The following is a 19,727-nucleotide window of genomic DNA, read 5'->3' as shown; positions in this document are numbered from 1 at the left end:
GGTTTTTCATGTCAGAACGTCAATATCTCGCCAATGCCATCCGTGCGCTTAGTATGGATGCGGTTCAGAAGGCCAAGTCAGGCCACCCCGGAGCGCCCATGGGTATGGCGGATATCGCAGAAGTTCTCTGGCGTGATTATTTAAAACATAACCCTCATAACCCAGGCTGGGCCGATCGCGACCGTTTTGTGTTATCGAACGGACACGGGTCAATGCTAATTTATTCGCTATTGCATCTGTCCGGTTATGACCTGAGCATTGAAGACATTAAACAATTCCGTCAGTTAGACTCAAAAACCCCGGGCCACCCTGAATACGGCTACACTCCTGGTGTGGAAACCACTACCGGGCCGCTGGGACAAGGACTTGCAAATGCCGTAGGTATGGCGCTGGCTGAGAAAGTATTGGCTGCGCAATTTAACCGCGACAACCATGAAATTGTTGATCACCACACCTACACTTTCCTGGGCGACGGCTGTTTGATGGAAGGTATTTCGCACGAAGCATGCTCTCTGGCCGGCACTTTAGGCTTAGGTAAGCTCATTGCCTTTTACGATGACAACGGCATTTCCATTGATGGCGAAGTGGAAGGCTGGTTTACCGACGATACCGCAAAACGTTTTGAGTCTTATGGCTGGCACGTAATTAATAAAGTTGATGGACATGATTCAGCTGCCATAACCCGTGCGATTGATGAAGCCCGGGCGAATGAAGATAAACCGACTCTTATTATCTGCAAAACGGTAATTGGCTATGGCGCACCGAATAAACAAGGTTCTGAAAGCTGCCACGGGGCACCTTTGGGCGATGATGAAATTGTCGCTGCGCGTAAGCAACTGAATTGGCCACACCAAGCCTTTGAAGTACCGGCAGACGTATACCAAAAATGGTCTGCGGTGGATAAAGGCGCAGCAGTTGAGTCCTCCTGGAATAAGCGTTGGGTTGCGTATGAACAGGAATATCCGCAACTGGCACAAGAATTGAAGCGTCGCTTAAGTGGTGAGCTGCCGGAAGGGTTTGAGAACACTGTGCATAATTACGCGAAGCAGTTACAGAGCAACCCTGAAGCGATAGCAACTCGTAAAGCCTCATTGAATGTACTGAATGAGTTTGGTCCTAAACTACCAGAGCTGTTAGGTGGCTCGGCGGACCTGGCCGGTTCTAACTTAACCTTATGGAACGACGCAAAAGGCATTACGGCCAATGACGCGAGCGGTAACTACGTGTTCTACGGTGTTCGTGAGTTTGGCATGTCCGCCATTATGAACGGCGTCACTTTACACGGTGGCTTTAAAGCCTACGGTGCTACCTTCCTGATGTTTATGGAGTACGCGCGTAACGCAGTGCGTATGTCTGCGCTTATGAAGCAGCCCAGCATTTTTGTTTACACCCATGACTCTATAGGTTTGGGTGAAGATGGACCTACGCACCAACCGGTAGAGCAACTGGCTAACTTGCGTCAAACACCAAACCTGCAGTGCTGGCGTCCGTGCGACCAGGTTGAAACAGCCGTAGCCTGGGGAGCCGCAGTACAAAGCAGTAAAACCCCTTCGGCGTTAGTGTTCAGCCGTCAGGGCATGCAACAGCAAGGTCGCGACGACGAACAATTAACGAACATTGCCCGTGGTGGTTATGTGCTGAAAGATTGTGACGGCGAGCCGGAAGTTATTTTAATTGCGACAGGGTCTGAAGTTGATTTAGCCGTTAATGCCTTTGAACAACTGACTGATCAGGGGCACAAAGTACGCGTTGTTTCTATGCCGTCGACCAATGTGTTTGATATTCAGGATACTGAATACAAAGAGGCTGTGTTGCCATCCAGCGTTACGCGTCGAGTTGCAGTTGAGGCTGGTATTGCGGACTTCTGGTACAAATACGTTGGGCTTAACGGTGAAGTCGTTGGCATGACAACCTTTGGTGAATCTGCTCCGGCTGGCGACTTGTACAAACACTTTGGTATTACCACAGAAAACACCGTGGCTGCCGCTAAACGTTTGTTGGGAGCTTAAATGAACCAACCGGCCCGTATTGCGATTAATGGTTTCGGCCGTATTGGCCGGAGCTTTTTGCGTGCGCTATACGAAAACGGCTACCGCGACAGCGTGCAGGTAGTGCTTATTAACGAGCCTGCGGCGTCGGAAGCGATAGCGCATTTGCTCAAATATGACTCAAGCCACGGTCGTTTTGGAGAAAAAGTAACGCAGTCGGGTGATGCGCTGACAGTTGCCGGAGACAATATTGCTTTAACTCACCAGACCGAGATTGAAGCCATTGACTGGCGCGCCCATGAGGTTGATTTTGTTGTTGATTGTACCGGTGTATTCGGCAGTCAGGCTGACGGTCAGCTTTATCTGCAGCAAGGCGTAAAACGTGTGCTGTTTTCTCATCCTGGCAAGCCGGACGTCGATTTCACCGCAATTTATGGCGTGAATGAAGAAGAGCTCACCGTTGACCATAAAGTGGTATCGAACGGTTCCTGCACAACAAACTGCATTGTGCCGGTCATTAAAGTACTGGACGATGCTTTTGGGATAGACTCCGGTGCTATTACGACCATTCACTCGGCTATGCACGACCAGCAGGTTATTGATGCATATCATCCGGACTTAAGACGAACCCGCGCCGCCGGGCGCTCTATTATTCCGGTGGATACCCGTTTGGCGCGCGGTATTGAACGAATACTGCCGCACTTAGAAGGGCGGTTCGAGGCCATAGCCGTGCGCGTGCCCACGACCAATGTTACCGCTATGGATTTAAGTGTTACGCTGAACAGCGACGCCACTATTGAGCAAATTAATCAGGTTTTACGTGAGCAGAGCGAGCAGCAGCTGGCAGGTATACTGGATTACACCGAAGAACCTTTAGTCTCAATAGATTTTAACCATGATCCACATTCATCCATTGTCGATGGCACGCAAACCCGCGTTAGTCACAAGCGCCTGGTTAAGTTGCTGTGCTGGTGCGACAACGAATGGGGTTTTGCGAATCGGTTGCTGGACACAGCAAAAACGATGGCTGAACAAACAGAACATTAAGCTTAGAGAGGATATCGCATGTCTGTCATTGCTATGACTGATTTGGATTTAAGTAACAAGCGCGTACTTATTCGGGAAGATTTAAACGTTCCGGTTAAAAACGGAAAAGTCACTTCCGACGCGCGTTTAAAAGCCGCACTGCCAAGCATTCAGCAAGCGTTGAAAGCTGGCGCTAAAGTCATGGTAATGTCTCATTTGGGTCGCCCAACCGAAGGCGAGTACGATGAAGAGTTTTCGCTGCAACCTGTTGTTGATTACTTACAAGAGGTGCTGGATTGCCCGGTGCGCTTATGTAAAGACTACCTCGACGGTATTGAACTAAAGGCCGGAGAACTGGTAGTTTTTGAGAATGTCCGCTTTAATATTGGCGAAAAGAAGAATAATGATGAGCTTGCTAAAAAATTAGCCAGCTTATGCGATGTCTATGTGATGGATGCTTTTGGCACCGCGCATCGCGCTCAGGCATCTACTCATGGTGTTGCTAAATACGCTCCAGTTGCCTGCGCAGGGCCTTTGCTGGCCGGCGAGTTAGAAGCTTTAGGCAAGGCACTGGAAAATCCGAAGCGCCCGTTAGTGGCTATTGTCGGCGGTTCTAAAGTTTCAACGAAACTTACGGTGCTAGAGTCCTTGTCCGGTGTTGTTGACCAGTTAATTGTGGGCGGCGGTATTGCGAACACCTTTGTTGCGGCAGCAGGCCATAATGTCGGTAAGTCGCTTTACGAAGCGGACTTAACCGATGAAGCTAACCGTTTAATGGCGCAGGCAAAAGCCAAAGGCGGCGACATTCCATTACCTGTCGACGTGGTAACAGGTAAAGAATTCAGCGCAGAAGCCAAGGCAGAAACCAAAGCCGTTAATGCTGTTGCTGATGACGATATGATTTTTGATATTGGCCCTGAAACTGCAGAGCAATTAGCGTCTATGCTGAAAAACGCAGGAACCATTGTCTGGAACGGACCTGTAGGTGTTTTTGAATTTGAGCAATTTGGGCATGGAACACAAACCATAGCCAACGCAATTGCAGAAAGTGGTGCGTTTTCAATTGCCGGAGGTGGTGATACTTTAGCAGCAATTGATCAATATGCTATCGCTGATAAGATTAGTTATATCTCGACAGGTGGCGGGGCGTTCCTTGAATTCCTCGAAGGTAAAACATTACCAGCCGTTGCTATTTTACAAGAACGGGCTAAAGACGCCTGAACACAAGTTTTTTAATTAAGGAGTATTTTTTATGGCCCTGGTGTCATTACGACAGTTACTAGACCATGCCGCAGAACACGATTACGGCGTACCGGCGTTTAACGTCAACAACTTAGAGCAAATGCGCGCAATTATGCAAGCCGCCGATGCCACTGACAGCCCGGTTATCGTGCAGGCCTCAGCTGGTGCTCGTAAGTACGCCGGTGCACCTTTCCTGCGCCACTTAATTCAGGCAGCTGTTGAAGAATGGCCACATATTCCGGTGGTTGTTCACCAGGATCACGGTACTTCTCCGGCAGTATGCCAGCGTTCCATTCAACTGGGCTTTAGCTCGGTAATGATGGACGGTTCATTGCTGGACGATGGCAAAACGCCTGCAGAGTACGACTACAACGTAAAAGTAACCAGACAAACCGTAGAAATGGCACACGCTTGTGGTGTTTCTGTTGAAGGTGAGCTGGGTTGCCTGGGCTCACTGGAAACTGGTGAAGCTGGTGAAGAAGACGGTGTTGGTGCTGAAGGTAAGTTGTCGCACGAACAGCTGCTGACCGACCCTGAAGAAGCGGCTGAATTTGTTAAAGCCACCAACGTTGACGCGCTGGCTATTGCTTGTGGTACATCACACGGTGCTTACAAGTTTACTCGTCCGCCAACAGGCGATATTTTAGCCATTGACCGCATTAAAGAGATCCATCGTCGCATTCCGGGTACACACTTAGTTATGCATGGCTCATCATCTGTACCTCAAGAATGGCTGAAAATTATTAACGAATTTGGCGGCGAAATTCCGGAAACCTATGGTGTACCGGTTGAACAAATTCAGGAAGGTATTAAACACGGCGTGCGCAAAGTGAACATTGATACCGATTTACGCCTGGCTTCAACCGGTGCTATTCGCCGTCATTTGGCGGAGAATCCGTCAAACTTTGATCCGCGCAAATTCTTTACCGCGGCAACCAAAGCGATGGAAGATATTTGTCGCGCGCGCTACGAAGCCTTTGGCTGCGCGGGTATGGCGAGTAAAATAAAGCCAATTAATTTAGAAACAATGTTCCAGCGTTACGAAAATGGCGAATTAGACGCCATAGTTAAGTAATTAAGAACTTTATAAAAGATACAGATACGAGGTTAGTGTGCGACTTTCTTTATTATTCGCGAGTTTGTTTTTACCCGTTGTAGCAAGTGCTCAAACGTTTATGTTCGACGATGCTGACGACATTGATACTGAAACCGTAGAAGAGTGGGAAGCCAGTGCCGAATTCGGCCTGCTTTACACTTCAGGTAACACTGAAACAGAAAGCCTGAAAGGCAAGTTTACCGCATCGCGGGACGTGCAGAACTGGCGCCACAAAGGCGTATTCGATTATTACACCTCCGAGCAGGAAGATCAGAGCACGGGGGAAACGAACGAAACTGCAGACCGCATGTTCATTTCGGCGCAGAGTAACTATAAGTTTGATCCTGACAGTCGCGACTCATTGTTTGTCTTCGGTTCATACGAAGAAGATGAATTCAGTGGCTTTGATTATCAGGCTACTGTCGCAACGGGTTATGGTGCTCGTTATCGTTACGACGAAGACATTTACGCTGACTACGAAATTGGTCCGGGTTATTCACGTACAAAACCTGTACAGGCTGAAGGTGAACCTCCGGTTGAATCCGATGGCTCAATGATTCTGCGTGTAGCCGGTAGCTTAAACTGGAAAATCAGTGAAAACTCGCGTTTCAGTGCCTTACTGTCGTCTGAAGTTGGTGAAGACAACACGAAGAGCAAAGCTGAATTTTCAGTGTCAGCGAACATTAATAGCGCGTTGGCTATGAAAGTGTCACTGGGGGCTAACCACAACTCTCATGTTTCTGATGAAAGCATCGAAAAGTTGGATACAGAAACGGCTGTTACACTGGTTTATTCTTTCTAAGCACACTTAGCGATATACCTCAGAAAACCTCAAAGCCGTGGCAATTGCCGCGGCTTTTTTCATTAAGCTGTCATAAAACCTTCTTAAGCTGTCGCAGTGATATCAACTGGGCTTATTTATGCGCGTTTCAACCTTTAGTCGTGTTTCTTCCTTTTCTTTGCTGGGCTTGTCGTTGGTGTTTTTGTCAGTGCTAATTTGGGCTAATAGTCAATTACAGCACTTTGAACAACAGCAGAATATTTATTCATCGATAAAAGAGAAACTGATGGTTGAAGTGGTAACCGAGCTCAGTGGTTACCTGCAGTCAGGTAATGCGCTGCTATTGAACCAAGCCGAAGCCTCGGTCAATGAAGTGAACGCCCAGCTCGATAAGCTGAACTTAGCCTCCACTTCGGTTATGCAGGAACAGCTGGATATTATCCGCAGCCGAATTTCTGATGACTACCGTGCCATAGGTAAGCTCTCTGGTCAGGAGTCTGCTCTGCTAGTAAATGCCGAGCGGTCTTTATTTAACGAATTATCTCGTTTGTTTGACTACGTGCAAAAAGGCAGCAGCAATAACCCCGTGGCTGCCGAAAGTTATCAAAGTATCGGTAGCGACTTAGTGTTATTAATTGCTGACCTGGTGCATACGCGGGAACGTTTATCCAACGGTGAAGCCGAGGAGCAGTCACTGAACCAGGTGCTTAACGCCATGCAAAAAGAGATTGCCCGGCTGCAGCAGCTACCCGAGCTGGGTGTAAAGGAAGAACTGCCCGACCAGTCAATGATGTTGGTTGCCAGAGAGGCGAAAGAATTGGGGCCGAAAATCATTTCAGAAATGAACAGCTTAATTCAGCGTTACCCCAAAGAGTTGTCCTCAACGCTGCAACTTATAGAGTCGCGACGTGAAGCCTTTGCATCAATTTCCGATGACATTGCCAACATTCAGTCGCTGGCTGTAAAGGTAGAGCAGAGTCTCTTGAAAAACCAGCAAGCCAGCCTGATGCAGATAAAGCTGAGTCTTGTGGCCTTGGTGGCGGTACTCCTGGCGTTTGCAGTATTGAACTTTGTGTTACTCAAACGCATGGTTCTGACCCCTCTGCGAAGCTTACGCGACGCCATGGAAACTTTACTTGTTAAACAGGAACTCAATTATTTACCCAACGCCGATCGCGATACCGAGATGGCAGAGATTGCCCGATTCTTTAACGGCATACTCGAACAGACTCAGCGTAGCGACGAGGAAAAGTCTCAGCAAATGACGGTGGTCAATGAAGCGTTGAAGCGGGTAATACAAGAGTTACAGTATATTGTGCAATCCTCTGCTGATACGCAGTCATCCGCATCGGTCACTATTCACGGTATTACTGAACTGAGCGAGTTGACCGAAGAATTAAACCAGTGCACCAATACCCTGGAAAAGAATGCGCTCGATACCCAGGACTCTATGAAACAGAGCCGACAGCATATTCTTAAATTAAGAGACGCCTCAGAGCTGAATGAAACAGCAATAGAAACGGCCAAGCGCTCCGCAGAAGAGCTGGACCATTCGGTAAAAGAAGTAAAAGACGCGTTGTCCATTATTTCGGGTATTGCCGACCAGACCAATTTATTAGCACTGAATGCGGCCATTGAAGCTGCCAGAGCGGGCGAGCAGGGGCGCGGTTTTGCAGTGGTGGCTGACGAAGTCCGGCAGTTGGCGCAAAAAACACAGTCCTCTCTTGGTGGTATTAACGACTCTCTTAACCAGCTGACGGACGCATCGCTTTCCATTGAAAAAGGCTACCAGGACATTGCCGAGGCAAGTTACTCGCAGCAGCAATTTGTTGAACGCCTGGTGGAAACTGCAAATGAGGTTTCTGCTCAGGCGCAGGCTTCAACCGAAGAAGCTAAAACCTCATTCCGGTTGGCAGAACAGCAGACAGACAAAGTTAACGGATTCTCAGTACAGTTACAGCAATTAGTCAACGAAATGGACAACGCGCACCAGTTGTTAAGGCAAGTGGAGGCTGAAGTGGATACTCAAAGAACTGAAATAGAACGAGCGTTCAGCGCATGATGAATTAATCAAATCTTACGGTTCCCTTTACCTTTAGATTTCGCTAACATTCGCGGCAGCTAACATCGGCTGAAAAAAATCGGATAATGTTATGTCAGTGAACTCATTTCTTGGGGTATTTGCAAAGTCCCCTATCAAACCGATGATTGAGCACATGGACGAAGTGCACCGCTGCGCTTATGCGCTTAAAGATTTCTTTAAGGCGGTTTATTCGAAGGATTGGAAGAGCGCAGAAGTGGCTCGTGCAACCATCGTAAAACACGAATCAACCGCGGATGATATGAAACGTAAAATCCGTCTGAACCTCCCTAGTGGCTTGTTTATGCCTGTAGAGCGTGCCGACTTACTCGAGCTTGTTTCTCAACAGGACAAAATTGCCAATAAAGCCAAAGACATCTCCGGTCTGGTTACGGGTCGTGAATTGCTTATCCCGGAACCATTGGTTAAAGACTTTGATGCTTACCTAAGCCGCTGTCTGGACGCAACTGATAAAGCACGCGAAACCATCGGCGAATTTGACGACTTGCTGGAGACGGGCTTTAAAGGCCGTGAACGCGATCTCGTTGATAATTTCATTGTAGAACTTGATGCCATTGAAGCCGACACCGATCAACTTCAAATTAAACTGCGTCAGGATCTACGCAAGGTCGAACTTGATATGAACCCTGTGGATGCGATGTTCTTATACCGTATTCTCGACTGGGTTGGCGACTTAGCCGATCTGGCCGAGCGAGTCGGTGCACGTTTCGAACTAATGCTAGCGCGCGTCTAAGCGGAGTCTGATTTATGGATATTATTTCTAGCTATAGCCTCCTGCTTATCGGGATGGCCGCGGTTTTCGGTTTCTTTATGGCCTGGGGTATTGGTGCGAATGACGTTGCCAATGCTATGGGAACATCGGTTGGTTCTAAAGCTCTGACAATAAAACAGGCAATTCTTATTGCCATGATTTTTGAGTTTGCAGGCGCTTATCTGGCCGGTGGTGAAGTTACCTCAACCATTCGAAAAGGCATCATCGATTCCGGCTATTTCGTTAATCAACCAGAACTGCTTGTGTTCGGTATGATTTCGGCGTTATTAGCTGCAGGCTTCTGGCTTTTAATTGCCTCTTATCTTGGCTGGCCGGTATCAACCACCCACTCAATTATTGGTGCAATTGTTGGTTTCTCAGCCGTTGGCGTCAGTATGGAATCGGTACAGTGGGCAAAAGTCGGGGGGGTAGTTGGAAGCTGGGTTGTCACTCCGGCTATATCCGGGTTTATTGCTTACCTCATATTTATGAGTGCACAGAAGCTCATTTTTGACCGTTCTAACCCTTTAGCAATGGCTAAGCGCTATGTGCCTTATTATATGGGGTTAGCTGGCTTCGTGTTGTCGCTGGTCACCATTAAAAAAGGCCTTAAGCATGTAGGGTTGGACCTTGGCAGTATTGAAGGTTACCTGTGGGCTCTGGGTATTGCAGTACTGGTTTTTGCTATTGGTAAAATGGCAATTGGACGTCTTAAGTTTAACCCTTCAGACGACAAAGACATGCACTACACCAACGTAGAAAAAGTCTTTGCGGTATTAATGGTTGTAACCGCCTGTGCTATGGCTTTTGCTCACGGTTCAAACGACGTAGCTAACGCTATTGGCCCATTGGCTGCTGTTGTCAGTGTGGTTACCAGCGGCGGTGATATTGGCAGTGAGGCGCAGTTAGCCTGGTGGGTACTGCCTTTAGGTGCGGTTGGTATTGTTGCTGGTCTGGCTATGCTGGGTAAACGTGTTATTGCGACCATTGGTAACGGTATTACGCACTTAACTCCAAGCCGTGGTTTTGCGGCGGAACTTGCTGCTGCTTCAACCGTGGTTCTGGCGTCAGGTACGGGTCTACCCATATCAACCACACAAACGCTGGTCGGTGCGGTATTGGGTGTTGGCATGGCGCGCGGTATTGCGGCCCTGAATCTGGGTGTGGTTCGCAACATCGTTATTTCGTGGGTGGTCACACTGCCTGCAGGTGCCATTATGTCGATTGCTTTCTTCTACATTTTAAAAGCAATTTTCGGCGTAGCATAAACTTGCGATAAACAGGCAGCCTGCAACAGTGACAGGCTGCCTACTTTCCAGTAAAATCCGCGCTTCACTAGATCTCGCAATTGCAGCACGGATATGTCAGATACCAATCATTCTTCTTTAAAAGTCAGTGACTTTTCATTTGAGCTACCCGACGAGCTTATTGCCCGCTATCCGCAGGAGCAACGCAGTTCCAGTAGACTGCTCTCGGTAAAAGCCAGTGAAAACAGCATTGAGCATAAACACTTTAAAAATATTGTGGATGAGATAAACGCCGGTGACTTGTTGGTGTTTAATGACACCCGGGTTATTCCTGCGCGTTTGCTGGGCGAAAAAGTGTCCGGTGGTAAAGTCGAGGTTCTGGTTGAGCGACTACTGGATGATCATAGGGTGCTTGCGCATGTCCGTGCTAACCGTGCTCCCAAAGCTGGTGCGCAACTGCTGCTGGAAGGCCATGTAAAAATAACGATGCTGGCGCGTCACGATGCACTCTTTGAGCTGAAGTTTGAACACGACGAGACGGTTCTGGAGCTACTTGAGCAATACGGGCATATGCCATTGCCGCCTTACATCGACCGTCCGGATGAAAGCTCTGACAAAGAGCGTTACCAAACCGTTTATAACCGCGAGCCGGGTGCCGTTGCTGCCCCTACCGCTGGTCTGCATTTTGACGACGAAATACTGCAACAGCTGCGCGATAAAGGCGTGAACTTTGCCTATGTTACCCTGCACGTAGGCGCCGGAACCTTCCAGCCGGTGCGTGTGGAAGACATTAACGACCATGTTATGCACAGCGAATACGCGAAAGTTAGTGCTGAAACCTGCAATGCCATTAAGCAGACCAAAGCTTCGGGTGGCCGGGTTATTGCTGTAGGTACAACCTCGGTTCGTTCGCTGGAATCGGCCGCTCAGGCATCAACTAATGAAACCATAGAACCGTTTTTTGATGACACCGATATTTTTATTTATCCGGGTTATGAATTTAAAGTGGTCGATAGCATGATAACCAACTTTCACCTGCCCGAGTCTACGCTCATTATGCTGGTTTCGGCATTTGTTGGTCGTGATTTAATTATGAAGGCTTATAATGAAGCCATTAAAGAGCGCTATCGCTTTTTTAGCTACGGCGACGCCATGCTGTTACAGCGCTAAACTTAATACACTGAAGTGAATACTTATGACAATGAAATTTGAATTAGACAAAACCAGTGGTCGCGCACGTCGTGGGCGCATGGTGTTTGAACGTGGAACCGTAGAAACGCCAGCGTTTATGCCGGTAGGTACTCTGGGTACCGTAAAAGGTATGACGCCAGAAGAGGTAAAAGACACCGGCGCACAAATCTGCCTGGGTAATACCTTTCACCTAATGCTGCGTCCGGGCACGCAAATTATCCAGCAGCATGGCGACTTGCACGACTTTATGAACTGGGACAAGCCTATTCTGACCGACTCCGGCGGTTTTCAGGTGTTCAGTCTGGGTGAGCTGCGTAAAATTACCGAAGAGGGCGTGACTTTCCGTTCGCCCATTAACGGCGAGAAAATACTGCTGACCCCGGAAAAATCTATGCAGGTTCAACGCGAGCTGGGGTCAGACATTGTCATGATATTTGACGAATGCACGCCGTTCCCTGCGACGCAGGCAGAAGCACGCAGTTCAATGGAGCTTTCGCTGCGCTGGGCTGAACGCTCTAAACAAGAGCACGGTGAGAGCAAAGCCGCGTTGTTCGGTATTATTCAGGGCGGCATGTACGAAGAGCTGCGCGATATTTCTCTGAAAGGTCTGACCGATATCGGGTTCGACGGTTACGCTATTGGTGGTTTGTCGGTCGGCGAACCGAAAGAAGATATGATGCGGATTTTAGAGCACACCGCACCGCAAATGCCTGAGCAAAAACCTCGCTATTTAATGGGCGTGGGCAAGCCGGAAGACTTAGTTGAAGCCGTGCGCCGCGGTATTGATATGTTCGACTGCGTTATGCCAACTCGTAATGCGCGTAATGGTCACTTATTTATTAGCACCGGCGTAGTAAAAATCCGTAATGCAGTGCATCGTACAGACACTTCTCCGCTGGATGAAAACTGTGACTGCTACACCTGTAAAAACTATTCGCGGGCGTATTTGCATCATTTGGATCGCACTAACGAGATGCTGGGCTCACGCCTGAACACCATTCACAACCTGCGCTTTTATCAAAAAGTAATGAGTGACATGCGTGACGCACTGGATGCCGGTACGTTTGATGACTATGTAAAAGAGTTTTACCGCTTAAGAGATCAATCCGTCCCGGCACTGGACTGAGACTTATCGATTTCATCATGTAATTGCTGGTAGCGATCGACACCCGGTTGGTGCTTGATCGCTGCCTCCGCTGAACTCAGTGCAGAAGCTTTCCAACGTTCAACTAAATGTGGCTGTTCGCTATTAAGTTCAGCAAGACCTAAGTACATTTCTGCCCGCAAATAATGGGCTGCCGCTTTTTCTTCATACGTATCCGGATTACCCAGTTCATTAATTGCATTAAGCAGCATAGTGGTAAGCTGTGAGCGGGTAAAAATGTTGCCTGAGCTCAGCACAAAATGAGCGCGTTCGGAATGGTACTTCAATAGCCCCGGGCTACTTGCTACGGCGTCGTCAAAGTGGGTAAGTGCTAACTCGGCCTGCTCAGCCGCCTGTTGCAGCTGACCGCCGTTGGCAAGGTGTTGAGAATAATGAGCAAAGACAAGCGCATGTGCGTATTGGTTCTGTTCAATCGAGTAGCCGTCCAGCAAATGTCGGTTTGTCTGCTCCCGCAGAAAAATGAACAAGACAAAAATAATAACCAAAATGGCAGCACCACCAGCCCCCAGCCAGAAGAATCGTTTTCTTAACTGATAGTGGCGGAGCCAGCCATCCAACTCCTGTTGAAGCTCGCGACAGTGCTGAAAACCTTCGTTCGGCTCAGCCGAGAGCGCTTTCTTTACGATGCGACTGAGTTCGGCAGGAAGCCGGTTACGGTGCGTTATCGGGTGTTGAAAAAACTGCTCCGGTTTCATGTTGGTCAGTAACGACAAAAGCAACGTGCCCAGTTGGTATATGTCTCGCTTAATTGTTGTGGGCGAACTCGGCGCCGCAATACTCAAATCAACTAAAACTGCGGAATTATCAGACTCGTCTTCAGCATTGTCTGCTGAGCGGATCATAATGTTCTGCGCAGTAATATCGTTGTGTGCGTAACCGGCCTCGTGCATACGACATACCCCGTCAGTAAGAGACTTAACCACTTTGGCGGCGTCATAAACAGACAGGCAGCTGCGTTGCTTGCTTAAAGGTTTGCCTTCAATGTACTCAAGCACCATAAACAGTGAAGAGGAAGAAACTTCCGGTTCGCCAACGTCAAACACGCGGCAAAGAGCAGGGTGGTCAACGCTGGATAACAAACGGGCTTCATTTACCAGCCTGTGGCGGCTGACAATAGAGGGCGAGCGGGCAAACTTAATCGCAACCGTGCGTTTTAAACGCTGGTCGTAGGCTTTATAGACCAGGCCACTACCACCTTGTCCCAGTAACTTTATCGACTGGTAACGCGCTGGTATTGGATAGGGAAAATTGTTGTCCGGATGCACTTCAGCCAAACTCGTATCCTTACTACTTAAGCTCAAATCCAGTCTAACGATGACAAACACCAAACAACAGGTTTTGAGGAAGAGCTTACAGTGTATGCATTAAATGACGTCAATTGACATCAAATAAAAATAATTAGTCTGTGGCTTAAAAAACGTTAGATATAAGCTATGATGAGTTTCATAAAAATAATAAAGCAGGGGTTAACACTGATGCGGGAGAACAGCGATGTTTTGGCAAACAGTGGATTCAGGCAGTCCGTCGAAGTCCAGATTAAAGATAAGCAGAGCTATAAACGCTTAAATATGACGCTGGTGGGTCAACAGCATCCCGATTATCTTATTCTGGAACTTTCCAGGCAGTATTGCTGGCAAGATATCTTGCCAATGCTGGCTACAGAAAAGAATGTTGCAATAAAAACGGTCTCTCCAAAAGGCGAGCAGGTAACCGGCGTGGTCGACATTCTCCACATTACTCAATACCCACAAAAACTTCTGTTTGTCAGTTACCCCAGAAATGCCAGCGTGGAAATTCTGCGGTCGTCACCAAGGGTTGGCGTAAATTGCGATGCCAGACTCCAGCTTCAGCTAAAAGATAAACTCGGTGAGCCTCTTACCGGAAAAATTGTGGATATTTCCAATAAAGGTATCGCATTTAATTACTTTGGCACCTCGCCGGTTAATATCGAGGACAGCAGAGGCTTAGAAGCTGAAGTGAGAGTTAAAACAGACGACGAAACCATTTTGCTTCAGCAACTGATAACCCGAAGTATTAGGTCGGTCGGCCCACAGTTATGGCAACTCGGTTTGTCGTACAAAGAAAAACCAAATAATTTACAGGATTTAGTCAGCAAGCTTTTCCTGCACTCTACGCCAGTCCGCGAACTGCTTAGCGATAATGACCCTGGATGGGATGCTTCGGATAACACTTTACAAGGCGAATCTGAGTCGGTACAATTCAGCACCAATTGAACCCGTAGTGGTTAATTTTTAACCGAAACAGATAATTTACCCGAGGTGATTTTTTAATGCCAGTCGTTAAAGTGAAAGAAAACGAGCCGTTTGACGTAGCTTTGCGTCGCTTTAAGCGCTCTTGTGAAAAAGCAGGTGTTCTCTCTGAAGTTCGTCGTCGCGAGCACTATGAAAAGCCGACTTCAGAGCGTAAGCGCAAGAAAGCTGCTGCGGTAAAGCGTCACGCGAAAAAACTGTCTCGTGATAACGCTCGTCGTACTCGTCTTTACTAAGACCATACCTACGACAATTTGAGTGTTCACTTTTCCGTAAAGTGCTGAAAGCCGTGACTATATCGTCGCGGCTTTCGTGTTTCTGCTACTTTTTGTTTTCGCAACTTTCTTGTTTTCGCAACTTCGGTATTGAAACAATATGGCAGGCCTGATCCCCAAAAGCTTTATCCATGACTTGCTCGAACGAGCAGACATTGTTGAAATAGTTGATAGCCGCGTACCGCTGAAAAAGGCCGGTAGAAACCATCAGGCCTGTTGCCCGTTCCATAATGAGAAAACGCCGTCGTTTACCGTTAGCCAGGACAAGCAGTTTTACCATTGCTTTGGCTGTGGGGTGCACGGTAACGCTATTGATTTTCTAATGGAATTTGACGGTTTAAACTTCCCCGATGCGGTGGAAGAACTGGCCGGCATTATGGGAGTTGAGGTTCCGCGGGAACAACCGGAGAACCCTCAGTTAGCACAAAAGAAACAGCAACAGATGCAGGACGACTCCGAGCTTATGAGTAAAACAGCTCGTTTTTTCCAGTATCAGTTAAAGCACCATGAAAACTCAAATCGGGTTATAGACTACTTAAAAGGTCGGGGTTTAAGCGGCGAAACGGTAAAACGTTTTCAAATTGGCTATGCACCCGACGCCTGGGACGGCCTGCTAACCACATTTGGCAGCTCGGCCCCGCAACGCCAGCAGTTACTGGAATTAAAACTTATTAACCGTAACGAGAAAGGCCGACATTACGACTTTTTTCGTGACCGGGTCATGTTTCCTATTCATGACCGGCGTGGCCGGGTGGTGGGCTTTGGTGGTCGTATTATTGATGGCGACGGACCCAAGTACTTAAACTCTCCGGAAACCCGTCTGTTTCACAAAGGCAGTGAGTTATACGGTTACTGGCATATGCAACAGGCCGTAAGGAAACCAGAACAGGTTTGTATTGTCGAAGGGTATATGGACGTGGTGGCTTTATCCGAAGCGGGCATTCACTACGCCGTTGCGTCGTTGGGTACGGCTACTACCAGTGAACAATTACAGCGTTTATTCCGTACTAGTGGCAGAATTGTTTGTTGTTACGACGGTGACCGCGCAGGCCGCGACGCCGCCTGGCGTGCATTAGAAAATGCGTTGCCACTGTTGCGCGACGGCCTGGATATGGCGTTTCTGTTCTTGCCGGAAGGCGAAGACCCAGATTCAGTTGTGCGCGAGCACGGTGCCGAAGCCTTTGAGCGTGAATTAAAAAAGGCGACACCATTCACTGAATATTTCTTCGAGCATTTACAGGCCGATATTGACGTTAGTAGCGACGCCGGACGCTCGCAATTACTGAATATTGCGAAACCCTTAATTGAGAAAGTGGCGAGTGAATATTATCGCGACACCTTAATGCAGCGTTTAGCAGAAAAGCTTCGCCGCGAAACGTCGCAACTGGAACGTCAGTTTGAAAAGCCGCAACGTCAGTCGAGACCAAAAGAAAGCGTAAAAATGACGCCGTTACGCAAAGCCATTGCTTTGTTACTGCAATACCCGCAACTGGCGCAATCGGTTCCGGTTCGTGAGGAACTACGAGAACTGCAGGTTAGCGGCATTGATTTACTAATAGCTTTGCACAAGCAGTGTGCAGAACGCCAAATGACCACGGCGCAGGTGTTAGAAGGCTGGCGCGATACCGAGTATTACCAGCCTTTGCAGAAACTCGCGTTATGGCAACATCAGCTTGACGAAGATAACGTTGAGCAAGAATTTAACGATATATTTATTTATCTAATTGACCAATATTTTGAGCAGCGCGCGAACGCACTTTTAAAGAAAGAGCAGGAAGGTGCATTAACACGAGTTGAGCGTCAGGAATATCAGACGCTGATTCAGTATTTAAGTAAGGCAAGATAGTACATCAGGGTACGCCTTACGCTAGCTTCAAAATCAGTATTCTGATATACTATTTGGTCATTTTGGATACTCTACATTCACAGTCACAGGTGGAACGTCTGTATGCAGCAGAATCGGCAATCGCAACTTAAGGTCCTTATTGCGAAAGGCAAAGAACAAGGGTTTTTGACATTTGCTGAGGTCAATGACCATTTACCGCAGGAAATTGTTGATTCCGATCAGGTTGAAGACATTATTCGCATGATCAACGACATGGGTATTCGCGTGTTTGAAAGCGCACCCGATGCCGATGATCTGATGATGGCAGAAAGTGCTGCAGATGAAGACGCTGCCGAAGAAGCTGCGCAAGCATTAGCCTCTGTCGATGGCGAAATTGGCCGCACAACTGACCCAGTGCGCATGTACATGCGTGAAATGGGGACCGTTGAGCTACTGACTCGTGAAGGCGAAATTGACATTGCCAAGCGTATTGAAGAAGGCATTAACCAGGTTCAGTGCTCTGTTGCAGAATACCCGGAAGCCATTAACTTCTTGCTTGAGCAGTGGGACTCTTACGAAGCCGAAGAGCTGCGCTTAACCGACATTATTTCCGGATTCATCGACCCAGACGAAGTAGACGAAGCGCCTGTAGCCGCTACTAACGTTGGTTCTGAACTTCCAACCGAAGAGCTGGAAAAATCAGACGACGATGATGACGAAGACGAGGAAGAAGCGGATACTGGTATTGATCCGGAATTTGCACGCAGCAAATTTAATGCACTGCGCGAACAATACGAAGCTACACGTCAGGCGATTGCTAAGCATGGCCGTGATGGTGCCGGTGCTCGTGTTGAAATCGATAAGTTAAGCGACTTATTCAAACAGTTCCGTTTGGTTCCTAAGCAATTTGACCGTTTGGTTAAAGACATGCGTGCCATGATGCAGCGTGTTCGTGTGCAGGAACGTATTATTATGAAGATAAGCGTTGAACAGGGCGAAATGCCTAAACGCAACTTCATGAAAGCTTTTGCTACCCATGAAAACAACATGGCCTGGGTTGATAAAGAAATTGACTCTGGTGCAAGCTACTCCGACACATTGAAAGAAGTGCGCGGCGAAATTGAACGCTGTGTAAACAAGCTGGTTGATGTTGAACGCGAAACTGGCTTAACCATTGGTAAAGTTAAAGAAATTAACCGTCGCATGTCCATTGGCGAAGCCAAAGCGCGCCGTGCGAAAAAAGAAATGGTTGAAGCTAACCTGCGTTTGGTTATCTCCATTGCGAAAAAATACACCAACCGCGGCTTACAGTTCCTGGACTTAATTCAGGAAGGTAACATTGGTTTGATGAAAGCCGTGGACAAATTCGAATACCGCCGTGGTTATAAGTTCTCAACTTATGCAACCTGGTGGATCCGTCAGGCAATTACCCGTTCAATTGCGGACCAGGCGCGTACGATTCGTATCCCGGTTCATATGATTGAAACCATCAATAAGCTGAACCGTATTTCTCGCCAAATGTTGCAGGAAATGGGTCGCGAGCCACTGCCGGAAGAACTGGCAGAGCGCATGATGATGCCGGAAGACAAAATTCGCAAAGTACTGAAGATAGCGAAAGAGCCTATTTCAATGGAAACCCCAATTGGCGACGATGAAGATTCGCATCTGGGTGACTTTATTGAAGACAATACGCTGGACTTGCCAATTGACTCGGCAACATCAGAAAGCCTGCGTAACTCGGTTCGCGATGTACTTGGTGGTTTAACAGCACGTGAAGCGAAAGTATTGCGTATGCGCTTTGGTATTGATATGAATACCGACCATACTTTAGAAGAAGTGGGCAAGCAGTTTGATGTGACGCGTGAACGAATTCGTCAAATTGAAGCCAAAGCATTAAGAAAGCTTCGCCATCCAAGCCGCTCAGAGCAGCTTAAATCGTTCTTGGATGAGTAAGATATTCTCTGACAAAGGAGGCAGCATGGGTAACAACCGTGACAATTGGCCGAAACGTATTATTGACTCGCATTTACACATTTATGATGACGAGTTTCCGCTAATTGAAAACCAAGGTCATATCCCTGAGCCTTTTTACATTGACGACTATCGTAACCTGGTACGTGGCATGCCTATTGAAGGTGGGGTCATTGTGTCAGGTTCGTTCCAGGGTTTTGAACAGCGCTACCTGAAAGCCGCGCTGGAAAACCTGGGCAACAACTTTGTGGGTGTTACCCAGTTGCCGGGAACCGTTAGCGATGAAAAAATTCAGCAGTTGAAAGAGCACGGCATTCGCGGTGTGCGCGTTAACTTAAAACGCGGTGTGCATCGTGATATTGAAGGTATTGTTGATTTTGGTAAGCGCATTTGGGACTTAGCCGGATGGCACCTGGAAATCTATGTTGACAGCCGCGAGCTGGATGACATGGTTCCTACTCTGCTTAAATTGCCGAAACTCAGTGTCGACCACTTAGGTATGGCGAAATCTGGCCTGTCTCAGGTTCGTCGTTTAGCCGAAGGTGGCGTAAAAATTAAAGCCAGTGGTTTTGGTCGTACTGAAGTGAATATTGAAGAGGCCATTAAAACTCTGAATGAAACGAACCCGGACGCGTTGATGTTTGGTACCGATTTACCGGGCACGCGCAGTAATCGTTCATTCGAGCCTTCAGATATCACCAATATTGTGAATGCTCTGGATAGCGAAGAGGCAGTTGATAAAGTCTTTTATCAAAATGCCCGCAGTTTTTACAATTTACCTTAAAAATAGAGAGTGAG

16 protein-coding genes are annotated in these 19,727 nt (G+C 47.8%); 15 read left to right on the top strand and 1 reads right to left on the bottom strand.

Annotated features, from left to right (window positions below):
• The first annotated feature begins 8 nt into the window (after window positions 1–8).
• From tkt to tgt, 10 genes are all read left to right on the top strand, one after another.
• A complete protein-coding gene (tkt, locus tag ACN0TF_RS12425) occupies window positions 9–2,009 on the top strand; it encodes a transketolase (protein ID WP_417442185.1) in 2,001 nt (666 codons plus the stop codon).
• Window positions 2,010–3,035 carry an erythrose-4-phosphate dehydrogenase gene (gene epd, locus ACN0TF_RS12420; RefSeq protein ID WP_417442184.1) on the top strand — a complete coding sequence of 342 codons (1,026 nt, stop codon included), beginning with the start codon at window positions 2,010–2,012 and terminating at the stop codon, window positions 3,033–3,035. It abuts the gene before it with no gap.
• A gap of 18 nt (window positions 3,036–3,053) precedes the next feature.
• Window positions 3,054–4,235, top strand: coding sequence for a phosphoglycerate kinase (locus ACN0TF_RS12415; protein ID WP_417442183.1), 1,182 nt, complete (start codon window positions 3,054–3,056; stop codon window positions 4,233–4,235).
• A 31-nt stretch (window positions 4,236–4,266) separates the two neighbouring features.
• Window positions 4,267–5,331: a class II fructose-bisphosphate aldolase gene (gene fba, locus ACN0TF_RS12410; protein WP_034822116.1), complete on the top strand. Its 1,065-nt coding sequence runs from the start codon at window positions 4,267–4,269 to the stop codon at window positions 5,329–5,331.
• A 37-nt stretch (window positions 5,332–5,368) separates the two neighbouring features.
• A complete protein-coding gene (locus tag ACN0TF_RS12405) occupies window positions 5,369–6,154 on the top strand; it encodes a DUF481 domain-containing protein (protein WP_417442182.1) in 786 nt (261 codons plus the stop codon).
• A gap of 118 nt (window positions 6,155–6,272) precedes the next feature.
• Window positions 6,273–8,195: a methyl-accepting chemotaxis protein gene (locus ACN0TF_RS12400; RefSeq protein ID WP_417442181.1), complete on the top strand. Its 1,923-nt coding sequence runs from the start codon at window positions 6,273–6,275 to the stop codon at window positions 8,193–8,195.
• A 91-nt stretch (window positions 8,196–8,286) separates the two neighbouring features.
• The gene (locus ACN0TF_RS12395) at window positions 8,287–8,967 is read left to right on the top strand and encodes a TIGR00153 family protein (RefSeq protein ID WP_417442180.1); all 681 of its coding nucleotides are present in this window, start codon (window positions 8,287–8,289) and stop codon (window positions 8,965–8,967) included.
• 14 nt (window positions 8,968–8,981) lie between these two features.
• A complete protein-coding gene (locus ACN0TF_RS12390; RefSeq protein ID WP_417442179.1) occupies window positions 8,982–10,253 on the top strand; it encodes an inorganic phosphate transporter in 1,272 nt (423 codons plus the stop codon).
• A 93-nt stretch (window positions 10,254–10,346) separates the two neighbouring features.
• The gene (gene queA, locus ACN0TF_RS12385) at window positions 10,347–11,402 is read left to right on the top strand and encodes a tRNA preQ1(34) S-adenosylmethionine ribosyltransferase-isomerase QueA (protein ID WP_417442178.1); all 1,056 of its coding nucleotides are present in this window, start codon (window positions 10,347–10,349) and stop codon (window positions 11,400–11,402) included.
• Between the two features lie 31 nt (window positions 11,403–11,433).
• Window positions 11,434–12,549 (top strand): tRNA guanosine(34) transglycosylase Tgt, encoded by a 1,116-nt coding sequence (gene tgt, locus ACN0TF_RS12380; protein WP_016341397.1) that lies wholly within the window; start codon window positions 11,434–11,436, stop codon window positions 12,547–12,549.
• Here the strand turns inward: tgt and ACN0TF_RS12375 are convergent.
• On the bottom strand, window positions 12,525–13,853 hold the full coding sequence (locus ACN0TF_RS12375) for a serine/threonine protein kinase (RefSeq protein WP_417442231.1): 1,329 nt from the start codon (window positions 13,851–13,853) through the stop codon (window positions 12,525–12,527). The two genes, tgt and ACN0TF_RS12375, sit on opposite strands and share 25 nt — an antisense overlap.
• 210 nt (window positions 13,854–14,063) lie before the next feature.
• Between ACN0TF_RS12375 and ACN0TF_RS12370 the strand changes: the two genes are divergently transcribed.
• The 5 genes from ACN0TF_RS12370 (at window position 14,064) to ACN0TF_RS12350 (ending at window position 19,713) form a co-directional block, all read left to right on the top strand.
• Complete coding sequence (locus tag ACN0TF_RS12370) at window positions 14,064–14,822, top strand: glycosyl transferase (RefSeq protein WP_011235430.1); 759 nt, start codon at window positions 14,064–14,066, stop codon at window positions 14,820–14,822.
• A gap of 56 nt (window positions 14,823–14,878) precedes the next feature.
• The gene (gene rpsU / locus ACN0TF_RS12365) at window positions 14,879–15,094 is read left to right on the top strand and encodes a 30S ribosomal protein S21 (RefSeq protein ID WP_011235429.1); all 216 of its coding nucleotides are present in this window, start codon (window positions 14,879–14,881) and stop codon (window positions 15,092–15,094) included.
• A 139-nt stretch (window positions 15,095–15,233) separates the two neighbouring features.
• Window positions 15,234–16,979: a DNA primase gene (dnaG, locus tag ACN0TF_RS12360; protein ID WP_417442177.1), complete on the top strand. Its 1,746-nt coding sequence runs from the start codon at window positions 15,234–15,236 to the stop codon at window positions 16,977–16,979.
• 102 nt (window positions 16,980–17,081) lie between these two features.
• Entirely contained in the window at window positions 17,082–18,911 is a 1,830-nt protein-coding gene (rpoD, locus tag ACN0TF_RS12355; RefSeq protein WP_417442176.1) for an RNA polymerase sigma factor RpoD, read from the top strand.
• 25 nt (window positions 18,912–18,936) lie between these two features.
• Window positions 18,937–19,713, top strand: a complete 777-nt coding sequence (locus tag ACN0TF_RS12350) for an amidohydrolase family protein (protein WP_011235426.1) — start codon at window positions 18,937–18,939, stop codon at window positions 19,711–19,713.
• The last annotated feature ends 14 nt before the right edge of the window (window positions 19,714–19,727 follow it).

Origin of the sequence: Idiomarina sp., assembly GCF_048265525.1 — a bacterium.
Taxonomy (GTDB): Bacteria; Pseudomonadota; Gammaproteobacteria; order Enterobacterales; family Alteromonadaceae; genus Idiomarina.
Note: the sequence above shows the minus strand (reverse complement) of the source record. Positions and strands in the feature narration are given on the sequence as shown.

Coding starts and splice junctions, on each gene's coding strand:
- ACN0TF_RS12395 (WP_417442180.1), top strand. CDS start 8,287: ATGTCAGTGAACTCATTTCTTGGGGTATTTGCAAAGTCCCCTATCAAA.
- queA (WP_417442178.1), top strand. CDS start 10,347: ATGTCAGATACCAATCATTCTTCTTTAAAAGTCAGTGACTTTTCATTT.
- ACN0TF_RS12415 (WP_417442183.1), top strand. CDS start 3,054: ATGTCTGTCATTGCTATGACTGATTTGGATTTAAGTAACAAGCGCGTA.
- tgt (WP_016341397.1), top strand. CDS start 11,434: ATGAAATTTGAATTAGACAAAACCAGTGGTCGCGCACGTCGTGGGCGC.
- epd (WP_417442184.1), top strand. CDS start 2,010: ATGAACCAACCGGCCCGTATTGCGATTAATGGTTTCGGCCGTATTGGC.
- rpoD (WP_417442176.1), top strand. CDS start 17,082: ATGCAGCAGAATCGGCAATCGCAACTTAAGGTCCTTATTGCGAAAGGC.
- ACN0TF_RS12400 (WP_417442181.1), top strand. CDS start 6,273: ATGCGCGTTTCAACCTTTAGTCGTGTTTCTTCCTTTTCTTTGCTGGGC.
- ACN0TF_RS12390 (WP_417442179.1), top strand. CDS start 8,982: ATGGATATTATTTCTAGCTATAGCCTCCTGCTTATCGGGATGGCCGCG.
- ACN0TF_RS12350 (WP_011235426.1), top strand. CDS start 18,937: ATGGGTAACAACCGTGACAATTGGCCGAAACGTATTATTGACTCGCAT.
- tkt (WP_417442185.1), top strand. CDS start 9: ATGTCAGAACGTCAATATCTCGCCAATGCCATCCGTGCGCTTAGTATG.
- rpsU (WP_011235429.1), top strand. CDS start 14,879: ATGCCAGTCGTTAAAGTGAAAGAAAACGAGCCGTTTGACGTAGCTTTG.
- dnaG (WP_417442177.1), top strand. CDS start 15,234: ATGGCAGGCCTGATCCCCAAAAGCTTTATCCATGACTTGCTCGAACGA.
- fba (WP_034822116.1), top strand. CDS start 4,267: ATGGCCCTGGTGTCATTACGACAGTTACTAGACCATGCCGCAGAACAC.
- ACN0TF_RS12370 (WP_011235430.1), top strand. CDS start 14,064: ATGCGGGAGAACAGCGATGTTTTGGCAAACAGTGGATTCAGGCAGTCC.